The organism is Synechococcus sp. JA-3-3Ab, assembly GCF_000013205.1.
Lineage (GTDB): Bacteria > Cyanobacteriota > Cyanobacteriia > Thermostichales > Thermostichaceae > Thermostichus.
The window spans coordinates 1,903,477-1,916,812 of sequence record NC_007775.1 but is presented as its reverse complement, the minus strand read 5'-3'; the positions used below and the strand labels follow the sequence as shown (position 1 = coordinate 1,916,812).

Below are 13,336 nucleotides of genomic sequence, written 5' to 3'. Positions count from 1 at the left end.
TCCCCCGTGGCCTGCGTCTTTCAAGCGATCCCAAGAAATTTTAGGAGATTTCGGAGAACAAATCCTTGAGGGCAGTGCGGGCGGCCAAGTGCTTGCGGGTGGACTCGAGGATCTCGGCTTCCCGCCGCAGGCGATTTTCGGTGCTGACCATTTCCAGCAGCGCTTGCTGCTCCCGGGGAGCCCCGTGAAAGTGGCTGGCAACCCAGTAGGATAACTCTATCGGGGTAGTGGGCAGTCGCTCCGGCAGCTCCGTCTCCCGCTCCATTAGCTTGCCGGAGAGGCGCACCACATCCTGAAGTAGGGTGGAAACCTGCTGCACCAAGCCCTGCAAATCCGCAGTGGTCGGCTCATCCTCAATCCACTCTACCAGCCCCACCCGGAAGGGCTTTTCCCGCACGTAGTTCAACACCCGGAAGCGCTGCTGCCCCAAGGTCAAAATGTCCATGCGGTCATCCGGCAACCGCTGTACCTGCAACACCTCGGCACAACAGCCCACCCGCACCGGGGATCCCGTCTGGGGATCGAACATCAGCACCCCGAAACGGCGATCCGTCTCCAGGATGGTGTTGATCATCATGCGATAGCGGTACTCGAAAATGTGCAGCGGCAGGGGGCGGCCCGGAAACAACACCACCTCTGGCAGGGGAAACAGGGGTAGCTCACGTACGTCCACAGAAGAGGAAGGCATAAGGCTTTGCTTTTTGCGCTACTGAGTCTAGTTTAGCGATCTCGACGGAGCCACACCGACCGATTCCTAAGCAAAGCGGTGGTGCCAAAGGGTGATGGCGATGGCCAGGGCATCGGCAGCATCGTCGGGGCGGGGCAGGCTGGGCAGATTGAGCTCGCGGGCCACGGCGGCTTGCACGGCCTGTTTGTCAGCGCGCCCGTAGCCCGTCAGGCTTTGCTTCACCTGGGCAGGGGTGAACTCCACCGGCACCAGATGATACTGGGCCAGGACGAGTAGGATCACCCCCCGCGCCTGGGCGATGGGGATGGTGTTGCCCATTTTGTAGAAGAAGAGCTTTTCCAACCCCACCTGATGGGGCTGAAACTGGCGCAGCAGCTCCTTTAGATCCTCGTAGAGGGTTTGCAGCCGTTCCGGGATTGATTGCTCCCCAGGGGTGCTGATGACTCCGTAGTCCAGGGAGCGAAGTCCGCCGGCACCTGCCAGGATGCAGCCAAAACCCACCGTCCCCAACCCCGGGTCGAGGCCGAGGATACGCTGCTCAGGGGTGGGGTCTGAGGACTCCGTCCGAGTAGCGCGAGAGGACTCCGTCCCGCTGACGCGATCAGGCAGGGGGTCTCTCCTTGCCGGCAGAGGCGTCCGGCGTGGCATGGTCGGTGTACAAATAGGTCAACCCCGAGATCAGAGTGAGGGCCACCGCCACCCAAAAACAGGGGATCCCGATAGGCCAGTTCAGGATCAGCAGGGCGATGGCCAGGATTTGGGCGACCGTCTTGGCTTTGCCCCAGAGATTGGCGCCGCGGATTTGGCTTTGGTTGGCCCGCCAGCCGGCGATGGCCAGCTCTCGCCCCACCAACAAAAACACTCCCCAAGCGGGGATCCGCCCCAGCTCCAGCAGGCTCAGCAGCGGGGCCAGCACCAGCAGCTTGTCCACCAGGGGATCCAGAACCTTGCCCACATCGGTCACCAGCCCATAGCGGCGGGCCAAGTGGCCGTCCAGCCAATCAGTTGCCGCCGCCAGCAAAAACGCCCAGAAAGCCAGCCCTTGCCCCAGCGGGGATCCCAGGCCCAGCCCCAGCAGAATCAAAGGGATCCCTCCAAGGCGCAGCAAGGTGATGGCGGTGGGCAGGTTGAGCCACGCCGGCTTGGGAACTAGGACTGGGCTGGTAGGGTTCACCTCGACCTGATACATTTACGCTGAACACTGCTGAACATCACTGTTCAACTATGCAGCGATAGCATTCTGCTTGTTTCCATTCGCGTTAGCGGGACGGAGTCCAAACAGAATGGCGGTATCCCGCAAAGCTTTGAGTAGAATACCCAAAGCGCAGTTTCCGTGTCGTCTTACTACCAATTTTCTGCTTTGCTTTGGCTACCATGTTGGCAGACTCGAAAGTAAACAGAAAGATCAACTGGTAGTAATCCGTACTGAACATATTATACATTATTTTCAGTATAGTTGAGCTTATTATTGACTAGAGTCATGCTCCTTGACGACCTCGACTACCGATAGCGGCCTAAGCGCTCGGTGAGCAGGCGGTAAAACTCCTCGGCATCCACCCCAAAAGCTACCTGCACATTGGCGGGGCGGCCACTCAGCCCCCAGCGATCCACCACCGTCCGGCCCAGATTAAGGGGGCTAGCCGTCTCCACCTCCACGTAGCAGGGCTTGAGCTCGAACAACTGCGGCTGCAGCAGGTAGGCGACTACACAGGGATCGTGCAGCGGCCCCCCCGGCAGGCCGTAGCGCCGGATGTCGAACTTGCCGTAGAAGGCGAGCATGTCGGCCACCGTCTGGCCTACCCGCGTGCCGAGGGCGCGGATCCGCTCGATCCGCTCCGGCGTACTGAGGACTTGCTGGGTAACGTTCAGGCCCAGCATCACCACCTCGGGGATCCCGGCGCTGAGCACGATCTGAGCAGCATGGGGATCGGTGAAGATGTTGAACTCGGCGGCCGGGGTGGTGTTTCCCTCAAAGGCAGATCCCCCCATGAACACCAGACGTCGGATGCGCTCCACGATGCGGGGCTGCTGCACCAGGGCTACTGCCAAGTTGGTCATCGGGCCCAGCAGCGCCAGGGTAACCGGCTCCTGCGCCGCCATCAAGGTCTCGATCAGGTACTGCACGGCGTGCAGGGATCCCAGCGGCATCTGGGGCTCCGGCAAGTTGGCCCCGTCGATCCCGCTTTTGCCGTGCACCTCTTCGGCAGTCTGCAGCGGGCGCAACAGCGGGCGGGGACAGCCGGCATAGACTGCCATCTGCGGGCAGCCGGCCAGCTCGCAGATCTGCCGGGCGTTGCGGCTGGTTTTTTCCACAGAGACATTGCCGGCCACCGTGGTAATGCCCAGCACCTCTAGCTCCGGCGAAGCCATCGCCAGGAGCAGGGCCACCGCGTCGTCTTGGCCGGGGTCGCAATCGATGATCAGGGGCACCATAGGGCTCCCAGAGGCCTTTCACCCCTAGTGTAGGCGGCAATGGCACGCTCTCTTTGAGTCTCCCTTGGCTGACTCTGAAGGCCAAGGCAGATTCCGGTCAGGTTTAAGAAGATTTAAGATCGAAGGCGGTTCTTATCGTTTTCTATCCTTATTGAAGCCCGACACCCACCCACTGCACATCAGCCTTTTGCTCGACTGGGAGCCGCCTGCTGGAGAGCCGCTGGCGGCAGAGGCTTTGTTGTCGCCAGAACGCTTTGTGGCTGAGGTCTTCCAGGATCCGGAAGCCTTTCTGGAGGCTCTGCGAGGGGAGGAAAACCATCCGGACTGCCTGGTGCTGCTGGTGGAAGCGACGCGGCTGGACAAGCTGGAGGCGTTGGGCTGTCAGCTTTGCAAGCAGGGACTGTTGCTGCCGACAGTGGTGGCCATTGTGTCGGAAGAGCTCAAACCGGAAGGCGGCGCCAGCCGCTCCGGCGAAGCGTCCTCCCCCCCTGTTCCTCCGGGGGCGAGAGCTCTGCTCAAGCGGGAGCGGTTTTTCTACCACAACGCCACTCTGGTTCGCCTCGTCTCGCCGTCAGAGCTGTTGCCGCCAAAGGGATCCCAGGCCACTCCTTCTGCTTCTCCCTTGGAGCTGCTGATCAACCGAGCCATTGCCCTGTTTCTCCAGATTTCCCCCACCTGCAGCCTGCCTGCAGCAAACCCTCACCCCAAGGATCAGCCCTACCTGCTCTACACGCACCAGCAGCAGCGGCGGCTGGCGGAAAAGCTGCGGGAACGCCTTGGCTACGCCGGCGTGTACTACCATCGGGAGCCGGAGCTGTTCTACCGCCACCTGCCCCCCGACGAGCAGCAGGCCCTCATGCGGCGGCTGCGTAACCTTTACCAGGCTATTGTCCTGGAGTATTTTCAATCTCCTGAGACCGTCAATGCCCGCATCGACGAGCTGGTGGCCCTTGCCTTTTTTGCCGACATCGGCGCCGCCCAACTGTTGGAGCTGCACATGAACCTAATGGAGGATTTTGCCAAACAACTAAAACTGGAGGGTCGCAGCGAAGAGATCCTGCTGGATTACCGCCTCACTCTCATCGACGTGATGGCCCACCTGAGCGAAATGTACCGCCGCTCCATTCCCAAATCTGCCCCAAGGGATCCCTAGGTTATGTCCACTCGCAAAGCCTATGTCCTCAAGCTCTACGTGGCGGGCAATACCCCCAATTCTCTGCGCGCCCTCAGCACCTTGCAAGACATTCTGGAAAAAGAGTTCCGCGGCGTGTACAGCCTGAAAGTCATCGACGTCTTGAAAAATCCGCAACTGGCAGAGGAAGATAAGATCCTGGCAACACCGACCCTGGCCAAAATCCTGCCGCCGCCGGTGCGGAAGATTATCGGCGATCTGTCCAACCGAGAGAAGGTGCTCATCGGCCTAGATCTGCTCTACGAAGAATTGGACGAAGAGGCTTAGGACAGGTTTTAGGGGAGAGAGGGGCATGAACCAACCATTGGAACCTTCTGAGTCAGAAAAGCTGCAAGGTAACGCCGCGGAGGGGATCCCATCGACCTACTTCCTGGGCGGGCCCGAGCCGCGGGGGATCCCGAAAAAACAGACGGGTATCGAGGGTTTTGAAGACATCAGCCACGGCGGGCTGCCCCTGGGCCGCACCACCTTGGTCAGCGGTACCTCCGGCACCGGCAAAACTCTGTTTGCCCTGCAGTTTCTCTACAACGGCATTGTCAAGTACCAGGAGCCAGGGATCTTTGTTACTTTTGAGGAGACCCCTGCCGACATCATTCGCAACGCCGCCAGCTTCGGCTGGGATCTGCAGGCCCTCATCGACAAGGGGCAGCTCTTTATTCTGGATGCTTCGCCGGATCCGGAGGGCTACGAGGTAAGCGGCAATTTCGATTTGTCGGCCCTCATCGAGCGCATCCAATATGCCATTCGCAAATACAAAGCCAAGCGGGTGGCCATCGACTCGGTAACGGCCATCTTTCAGCAGTATGAGCCGGCGGGCGTGGTGCGGCGGGAGCTGTTTCGCCTGACAGCCCGCCTCAAGCAGGCCAACGTCACCACGGTCATGACCACCGAGCGCACTGAGGAGTACGGCCCCATCGCCCGCTATGGGGTGGAGGAGTTCGTCTCCGACAACGTGGTGATCCTGCGCAACATCCTGGAGGGGGAGAAGCGGCGGCGTACCATCGAGATCCTGAAGCTGCGGGGCACCACCCACATGAAGGGGGAATATCCCTTCACCATCACCAACGAGGGGATCAACATCTTCCCGCTGGGAGCGATGCAACTGACGCAGCGCTCTTCCAACGTGCGCGTCTCTTCCGGCATCGAGAAGCTGGACGAGATGTGCGGCGGTGGCTTTTTCAAAGACTCGATTATCTTGGCTACCGGCGCCACCGGCACAGGCAAGACCTCGCTGGTGAGCAAGTTCCTCGAGCGAGGCTGCCTAAATGGGGAGCGCTGCATTCTCTTTGCCTACGAAGAGTCGCGGGCCCAGCTTGCCCGCAATGCCTCTTCCTGGGGCATCGACTTTGAGGAGTTTGAGCGGCAAGGCCTCCTTAAGATCATCTGCGCCTACCCCGAGTCCGCCGGCCTGGAAGACCACCTGCAGAAGATCAAAACCGAGATGATGGCCTTCAAGCCCTCCCGCATGGCCATCGACTCGCTGTCGGCGCTGGCGCGGGGTGTGAGCCAAAATGCTTTTCGACAGTTTGTTATCGGCGTAACCGGCCTGGCCAAGCAGGAGGAGATCACCGGCTTTTTCACCAACACCACCGATCAATTCATGGGATCCCATTCCATTACCGAGTCGCACATCTCCACCATCACCGACACAATCATTCTGCTGCAGTATGTGGAGATTCGCGGCGAGATGGCACGGGCGCTCAACGTCTTTAAAATGCGGGGATCCTGGCATGACAAGGGCATCCGCGAGTACCTCATCTCGGATTCGGGGATTCAAATTCGCGATTCCTTCCGCGGCTACGAGCGGATTATCAGCGGATCCCCGACCCGCATCAATGTGGATGAGAAGAACGAGCTCTCTCGAATTGTGCAAAATGTCCAATCTTTGGACGAGTAGGGGCTTGGGCTTGACCGGCGCCAACTGCCCCTAACATTTTGCAACCATAGGTTTTTGGCTGCGTGCATCCGCCAGGGGCTCCTTTGTTCAGCGATCTTCCCGACTTTTTCCCTCAACCCAAGAGCAGCTCTTCTCCCACGCCCATCTCGGCCATCGGCGAGGCGGGGCTGTTGCAGATCGTGCAGCGCTACTGTCCTGCCCAGGTGGTGGGAGACGACGGGGCGGTGTTGCCCGCTCCTGAGGGGCAGTTGGTGGTGAGCACCGATGTCTTGGTGGAGGGGGTTCACTTTAGCGACGTGACAACCCCGGCCCACGCGGTGGGCTGGCGGGCGGTGGCGGCCAATCTCTCGGATCTGGCAGCGATGGGATCCCGTCCGCGGGCGTTGGTGGTGGGCTTGGGCCTGCCGGGATCCACGCCGGTGGCTTGGGTAGAGGAGCTCTACGAAGGGATGCGGGCCTGCTGTGCCCGTTGGGGAGCAGAATTGGTGGGGGGGGATCTGTGTCGGTCGCCGCAGCGGTTTGTGGCGATCACGGCCCTGGGATCGGTGCAGCCGGGGCGGGCGATTGAGCGCAGACGGGCTCAGCCGGGCGATTGGCTGGTGGTCACAGGGCCCCACGGCGACGCGCGGGCCGGCCTGGAGCTGCTGCTCCATCCCGAACAGGGATCCTCAGCCACGGCAGCACAGCGGCAGCAGTTGATCAGAGCCCACCAATACCCGCGCCCGCGCTTGGATGTTCTGTCCCTTTTGGAAGCGCTCCCCGGTCCTCTGCGCCTGGCCGGCATGGACACCAGCGATGGCTTGGCGGACGCCCTGGTGCAGGTGTGCCAGAGCAGTGGGGTAGCGGCGCGGATCGCGGCGGAGCGGATCCCGATTTCGGTGGCTTTGCGCCAGGCGTTCCCGGCCCAAGCTTTGGAGTGGGCGCTTTATGGGGGCGAAGACTTTGAGCTGCTTCTCAGTGCCGAGGTGTCGGTGGCCAAGCATCTGTTGGAAAAGTTGCCAGGAGCCGCCTGGATTGGGGAAGTAACCGGCTGGGATCCGCAGGGGACGGTGCGGTTGCAGGACGGGCAAATCCTCAGCCGCCAGCAGGCCTTCCAGCACTTTTGAGCCTGTCTGAAAAACTCACTGGCCACCTAGGCCGCTCAAAACTGCCCAAAGTTGAAAACCAAGCTACTCGAGTCGGAAAGGAAACCGGAACTGGGATTGGGTAACCTGGAAGTGTAGAGAAAACCGCAAAAGGACAAACCTCGGCCCGAAAAGGCCGCGGGCACGTGCAGAACTTCGGAGAATTGGAGACTTCTGGATGAAAGCTATCTTAGCAGCAGCCGCGATCGGTTTGGCAGGGATCCCTCTGCTGGCCCCCTTGCCAGGAGAGGCCCAGCCGCTTTTCCAATTGGGTGCCTACCGCCTTGAGCAGGGGACGATTATTCCCGTCGGCAGCCTCAGCAGCGAAGGGCCGCAATACTTTTACCCCGACACCATCTACCCGCTGGAGGTGGCCGTCACGCAAAACATTTTCGACAACCAGGGGCGTTTGGTGATCCCGGCGGGCAGCCGCGTTTTTGGGCAAATGGAACCGGCACCGGGCGGATCCCGCTTTGTTGCCACCTCCATCGTCCTCGGCGGTCGCACCTATAGCCTGCAGGCCTCTTCCGGCATCCTCCACGACGAGAAGGATCCCCGCCAGTATTCGGCTGAGGCCATCGCCCAGGATGCAGCCATCGGGGCAGTCGCAGGCACCCTTTTGGGAGCCATCAGCGGCGGCGTCTCGGCGGGCAATGTTCTAGGCGGGGCAGTGGCTGGCGTGGTGGTGGGCAATGTAACCGCTCCCCAGGTGGTGGTGCTGCGCCCCGGCCAGTCGTTTAATCTGACTTTGGAAGCGCCGCTCACCCTGTAATCCCCGGCTTCTGTTCCAAGGCAGGGGTGGAGATCCGGCAACTTGTGATTCACTGGATCAGCAAGTTGTGGATCCCGTGTCTCTATGCCTGCAGAATCCAAGTCCACTCCTGTCCTGCACACCACGGAGCACACGTTCAACGCCGGGGGAAAGTCCTTCCCCTACAGGGCGGTGGCCGGCTGGCAGACCCTCTTCCGGCGGGAAAAGCCGGTAGCCGAGATCTTCCACGTCGCCTATCTGAGGCAGGAGGTTGACTCCCGACAGCGGCCTCTCACCTTCGTCTTCAACGGCGGGCCGGGGGCGGCCTCTGCCTATTTGCACATGGGATCCCTGGGGCCGAGACGCCTCCGCTTTGGGCCCAACGGCAGCTTGCCGCCCTCGCCAGTGCAACTGGTGGATAACGGCGAAAGTTGGCTGCTGTTTTCTGATTTGGTCTTTGTCGATCCGGTGGGGACGGGGTTCAGCCGCGCCCTGCCCAAGGAGTCTCAAGACGCCAAAAGTTCTCAGGAAAAATCCGATCCGGCGGCCAAGCCCACCCAGGCGGAGGAAAAGGAAGACGAGCCCCCCAAGGAGGCTCCCTTTTGGGACGTGGAGCGGGATTTGCAATCCTTGGGCGAGTTTATCCAGGGCTTCCTCTCGCGCTACAAGCGCTGGCTCTCTCCCATTTTCATTGCCGGCGAGAGCTACGGGGGCTTTCGGGTGGCGCGGCTGGCCAAGGAGCTGCAAGCCAAGTTTGGCGTGGGCCTGTCGGGGGCTATTCTCATCTCGCCGGCCATCGAGTTCGGGCTGCTGGAGACCACCGATTACAACCTCAGCACCTGGGCAATGCTTTTCCCCTCCTATGTCGCCACAGCAGCCTATCATGGGCGGTGTGGCTGGGGGGAGGATTTGCAGATCCTGCTGCCCAAAGCAGAAGGCTTTGCCCGCCAGCGGCTGTTGCCCCTCTTGGCCATGGGAGAGGCGATGCCAGAAGCGGAGCGGCAGGCCATCTACGCGGAGATGGCGGCAGGGATCGGACTCTCGCCGGAGTATGTGGCCCACAAGGGGGGGCGGATCGACCCGGCCAGCTTTGCCCGCGAGCTGTTGCGCTCCCAGCGGCTGGTGCTGGGGCTCTACGACGCCTCTGTAACCACCGTGGATCCCTTTCCGGATCGGCCTACCTTCGAGGGATCCGATCCCACCTTAGATGGGGTAGATCGCCTGTTTACTGCCGCCATCAACAGCCACCTGCGGGAGACCCTGCAGGTGGACACGGAGCTGACCTATCACCTCCTGAACCTAGAGGTGTTCAAGTCCTGGCGCTTCGCCCCCAAGGGGGAGCTCAAGCAAGGGTTCATCGGCGCCATGGACGAGCTGCGCAGCAGCATGGCCCTCAACCCCCACATGCGGGTGAGCATTCACCACGGCTTCTACGACCTGGTCACCCCTTACTTTGCCTCCAACCACCTGGTGGATTTGATGAAGCTGGATCCCCGCCTCAAGGCCAACCTCACCCTGCGCCACTACCGCGGCGGCCACATGTTCTACACCTGGGATCCCTCGCGGGCCGAGTGGTTTGCCGAAATGGCTGAGTTTTACCGAAAGGCCGTTTCCAGCTCGGGGATCCCTGCGTGATGGGCAATCCCAACCCCGCCTGCCTACTGCCGCAGCCAACGGGTGGTGCCGTCTTTTTGGTCGATAAGGGTGATCCCCAGAGCCTTTAACTGCTCCCGAATGCGATCGGCTTCGGCAAAGTTTTTCGCCTTGCGGGCCGCCGTGCGTTGGGCCACCAGCTCTTCAATCCGCGCGTCTTCAAGGGGTGGAAGCTTGGCCAGTTCCCCGTTGGCGGCAGCTTTCTCGGATCCCTGGGCAGGCTGGGGCCAGCAGAAGCCCAGCGTGGCCAAGATCTCCAGCAGGGCGGCGCCCTTCTGCCTCAGCAAGTGCGGCTGCAGGTGGGTGTGGCCCTGGTGGGTCAAGAGGTTGTGCTCGCGGATCAGTTCCTTGGCCAGCTCAAAGGCAAGAGCCAGCGCCCCAGGGGTGCCGAAGTCGTCGTCCATGGCCGTCTGGAAAGCCCTCATCGCCTCGGAATCGGGGGATCCCCCTTGGCCAAACTGCTGGGCGCAGTGGATCCCTTTTTGGAGAGTCTCCCAGCCGTGGCTGGCCGCCTCCATTGCTGCTTCAGTGAGGTCAATCGGGCTGCGGTAATGGGTCTGCAGCAGGAACAGCCGCAGGGCCATGGGGTGATAGAGGGCAAGGGCCTGTCGTAGGGTGGTGAAGTTGCCCAAAGATTTGGACATCTTCTGGCCGTTGACGTTGACAAAGCCGTTGTGCAGCCAGTACTTGGCCAGCGGCTTGCCGGTAATTGGCTCGGATTGGGCCAGCTCGTTCTCGTGGTGGGGAAAAATGAGGTCTGCCCCACCAGCGTGAATGTCGATGTGATCCCCCAGAGTCTCTCGCACCATGGCCGAACACTCGATGTGCCAGCCCGGTCGCCCCCAACCCCAAGGGGACTCAAACCCCGGCTCGGAAGGGGGGGCCGCCTTCCAAAGGGCAAAGTCAAAGGGATCCCGTTTGCCAGCGCCCTCTTCTCCCACCCGGCCGCTGGCCCCTGCCTCCAGCTCCTCCAGCTTGCGACCGGAGAGCTGGCCGTAATCCGGGAACTTACGGACGGCATAGTAGACATCGTAAGCAGGAGTCTCCCCCTGAGGGGCGAGGGGATCCCGTACCCGGTAGGCAAAGCCCTTGAGCTCCAGCGATTGGATCAGCTCGAACATGGCCCGCAGCGATCGGGTTGCCCTGGGGTAGAGATCGGCCCGCTTGATGTTGAGGCGATCCATATCTTGGAAATACTCGGCGATGAAGCGTTCCGCCACCGCCTGCATCGACTCGCCCCGCTCTAAGGCCCGCTTGAGGATCTTGTCGTCCACGTCGGTAAAGTTCTGCACATACTTCACCCGGTAGCCGCGGCACTCCAGGTAACGACGCACCATATCCCACACCACATAGGTGCGCGCGTGGCCGAGATGGCAGAGGTCGTAAACCGTGACGCCGCAGACGTACATCCGCACCAGCGGCTTCTCCCCGCCCGCCGCCTCGTCGGCAGAAATGGACTCAGAGCCACCGAAGGGTTGAAACACTTCCTTACGGCGAGTCAAGGTGTTGTAGACAACCAAAGTCATGGAGAATCCTGGTTTGTAGTTTCAGCTACAGCAAAGCAGGCTTTAGCTTCCAGATCGGCACGGTGGCACACTCTGTTCTACATCGGATAAGGCTCGACAAAATCTCAACAGGCCGAAGGCTGAAATCATTGTGGGACAAGCATTTTAGCTGAAGTTACCTGCAAAGACTTGTCTAGATTTATTAACTACGGTACTCTAACCTGAGTGCGAACCAACGTATTCATTATCGAACTGCGCTTGGGCTTCACCGGCCTCGGTGGAGCTTGCAGCAAGGGGCCGCTGGCCTCAATTTTGACATCTTCTCTTTCACTCTAGTGTCAGCCTGTTGGTGTGAGGATGCCCCAAAGATTGACGTTCTCAGATGCCCAGGGGAGGGAGCTGGACATCCATAGCGCTGCCGTGAGCACCCTTTCTCCGCCCAAGGATCCGGCAGGGATCCCGACCGCTCAGGAGCGGGCTGCCGAGGGGGGAGAGCCGGCACTTCTGTCTGCCCCGTCAAGACTCCGGTGGGCTGGCTTAGCCCTTTCTCTCAGCTTAACGGGCCTGGTGTGGCTCCTGAAGCTGGAGGCCGATCCCCACGCCGATGCCCTGGAAGAGTCGGGGCCGGCCCCCTCCGATGAGCCAGCCGAGCTAGAAAATCCAGATCCCTCGACCTTGGCTCCGGCGCGACGGGGCTACCCGAGGTGGGCCACCGGCCTCTTGCTCATGCTGGGCTTGGCGGGGGTGGCCACGCTGCATCAACGCCAGCTTTCTCGTCACCCTTGGGGATCCCGGCTAGCGGAGCCGATTCCGCCCTCGGTGCACACGCTGTCCGGCGCCCTGCAGCAGAACTACGAGCAAAAAAAAGCCCAACTGCGGCAAGCCTTCGAGGCGGGCCAGATCCCGACTGGGGAAGGGCCCCGAGGCATTCTCGAGCATGAGGTGCAGCCGGGGGAAACCCTCTGGCATCTGACCCAGATGTACCAGCTCGATGCCGCCGCCATCACTGTCTCCAACGGCATTCAAGCCAGTACGCCGCTGCGGCCAGGGCAGAAGCTGCTGATCCCCAGCCAGCCGGGATTGATCTACAGCGTCAAGCCGGGAGATACACTGGAAGACATTGCCAACCGCTACCGGGTTCCGCAGCAGCGGATCATCGAGGCAACTCCCCTGGATCGGCCTGAGTATCTGCGCATTGGCCAACGACTGCTCATCCCCGGCGATGTGGGCGAGCTGATCCGGCGCGAGAACGAGATGCTCGCCCGCCGCGAGGCAGAAGAACGCCGCCGCCAGGAAGAGGAAGCCCAGGAACAAGCTCGATTACAGGCCGAGCAGCAACGCCAGGCCCAGCAGATGCAGCAAGAACGACAGGCCCTCTTGGCCGGTGGCTCGCTGGTCCACACGGTGGGAGCTGGCGACACCATCGAGCGGATTGCCGCTCGCTATGGGGTGACGCAGCGGTCGATCATCCAGGCTAACCACTTGCGCAATCCCCACTGGCTACGCATTGGCCAACGCCTGACAATTCCGGCGCCTGGCACGCAGCCCGCCCCGCCGGCCCCCGGGCGACGAGCCCGGAGCCAATCCCAAGCTCGGCCAGCGCCGGCAGCTCCTCCTCCAGCTCTTCCTCCGGCCCGCAGCAGTGGCTTCATCTGGCCGGTTGCGGGGCAAATCACCTCCGGCTTTGGCTACCGTCGCGGTCGCTTCCATGCGGGGGTCGATATTCCCGGCCCGGTGGGATCCCCCATTGTAGCCGTTCAGGAGGGGGAGGTCATTTTTGCCGGCAATGCCGGGGATGGCTACGGCAATCGCGTCGATATTCGCCATCCCAACGGGATCGTTACCCGCTACGCCCACGGTCACCGGATCTATGTGTCCAAGGGCCAGTATGTGCAGCAGGGCCAGGTAATCATGAGCCGGGGCAATACGGGCCGCAGCACAGGGCCACACTTGCACTTTGAAGTCCGCCCCGGCGGGGGCGCGCCTGTGGATCCGCGGCCCTATCTGCCCTAAACACGTTTCAAACAAGAGGCTGCGCAGAACAGCCAGTCCCGGGCATAAATTGCTAGCCTAAAAAAGCAAACTCCAGACCG

Annotated in this window: 12 protein-coding genes; 7 read left to right on the top strand and 5 right to left on the bottom strand. The window is 61.4% G+C overall.

Features of this window, described 5'->3' with window-relative positions; translation table 11 throughout:
- Nucleotides 1-40: 40 nt before the first annotated feature.
- The 4 genes from CYA_RS08975 to CYA_RS08960 all read right to left on the bottom strand — a co-directional run bounded on the left by CYA_RS08975 (nucleotide 41) and on the right by CYA_RS08960 (nucleotide 3,121).
- Complete coding sequence (locus CYA_RS08975) at nucleotides 41-688, bottom strand: LON peptidase substrate-binding domain-containing protein (protein ID WP_011430728.1); 648 nt, start codon at nucleotides 686-688, stop codon at nucleotides 41-43.
- A gap of 66 nt (nucleotides 689-754) precedes the next feature.
- Complete coding sequence (gene ruvC / locus CYA_RS08970) at nucleotides 755-1,219, bottom strand: crossover junction endodeoxyribonuclease RuvC (RefSeq protein WP_041439100.1); 465 nt, start codon at nucleotides 1,217-1,219, stop codon at nucleotides 755-757.
- 70 nt (nucleotides 1,220-1,289) lie between these two features.
- Nucleotides 1,290-1,877: a CDP-diacylglycerol--glycerol-3-phosphate 3-phosphatidyltransferase gene (gene pgsA / locus CYA_RS08965; protein ID WP_011430726.1), complete on the bottom strand. Its 588-nt coding sequence runs from the start codon at nucleotides 1,875-1,877 to the stop codon at nucleotides 1,290-1,292.
- A gap of 311 nt (nucleotides 1,878-2,188) precedes the next feature.
- Complete coding sequence (locus CYA_RS08960) at nucleotides 2,189-3,121, bottom strand: nucleoside hydrolase (RefSeq protein ID WP_011430725.1); 933 nt, start codon at nucleotides 3,119-3,121, stop codon at nucleotides 2,189-2,191.
- 151 nt (nucleotides 3,122-3,272) lie between these two features.
- Between CYA_RS08960 and CYA_RS08955 the strand changes: the two genes are divergently transcribed.
- The 6 genes from CYA_RS08955 to CYA_RS08930 all read left to right on the top strand — a co-directional run bounded on the left by CYA_RS08955 (nucleotide 3,273) and on the right by CYA_RS08930 (nucleotide 9,720).
- A complete protein-coding gene (locus tag CYA_RS08955; protein WP_099835839.1) occupies nucleotides 3,273-4,274 on the top strand; it encodes a circadian clock protein KaiA in 1,002 nt (333 codons plus the stop codon).
- Between the two features lie 3 nt (nucleotides 4,275-4,277).
- Complete coding sequence (gene kaiB / locus CYA_RS08950; RefSeq protein WP_011430723.1) at nucleotides 4,278-4,580, top strand: circadian clock protein KaiB; 303 nt, start codon at nucleotides 4,278-4,280, stop codon at nucleotides 4,578-4,580.
- A gap of 25 nt (nucleotides 4,581-4,605) precedes the next feature.
- On the top strand, nucleotides 4,606-6,210 hold the full coding sequence (kaiC, locus tag CYA_RS08945; RefSeq protein WP_011430722.1) for a circadian clock protein KaiC: 1,605 nt from the start codon (nucleotides 4,606-4,608) through the stop codon (nucleotides 6,208-6,210).
- An 83-nt stretch (nucleotides 6,211-6,293) separates the two neighbouring features.
- The gene (gene thiL, locus CYA_RS08940; protein ID WP_011430721.1) at nucleotides 6,294-7,316 is read left to right on the top strand and encodes a thiamine-phosphate kinase; all 1,023 of its coding nucleotides are present in this window, start codon (nucleotides 6,294-6,296) and stop codon (nucleotides 7,314-7,316) included.
- A gap of 196 nt (nucleotides 7,317-7,512) precedes the next feature.
- On the top strand, nucleotides 7,513-8,106 hold the full coding sequence (locus CYA_RS08935) for a hypothetical protein (RefSeq protein ID WP_011430720.1): 594 nt from the start codon (nucleotides 7,513-7,515) through the stop codon (nucleotides 8,104-8,106).
- Nucleotides 8,107-8,190: 84 nt separating this feature from the next.
- Nucleotides 8,191-9,720 (top strand): S10 family peptidase, encoded by a 1,530-nt coding sequence (locus CYA_RS08930; protein ID WP_011430719.1) that lies wholly within the window; start codon nucleotides 8,191-8,193, stop codon nucleotides 9,718-9,720.
- 23 nt (nucleotides 9,721-9,743) lie between these two features.
- Here CYA_RS08930 and cysS read toward each other — a convergent pair whose 3' ends face one another.
- Entirely contained in the window at nucleotides 9,744-11,264 is a 1,521-nt protein-coding gene (gene cysS, locus CYA_RS08925) for a cysteine--tRNA ligase (RefSeq protein ID WP_011430718.1), read from the bottom strand.
- Between the two features lie 348 nt (nucleotides 11,265-11,612).
- Between cysS and CYA_RS08920 the strand changes: the two genes are divergently transcribed.
- Entirely contained in the window at nucleotides 11,613-13,256 is a 1,644-nt protein-coding gene (locus CYA_RS08920) for a LysM peptidoglycan-binding domain-containing M23 family metallopeptidase (protein ID WP_228375256.1), read from the top strand.
- Nucleotides 13,257-13,336 lie beyond the last annotated feature (80 nt).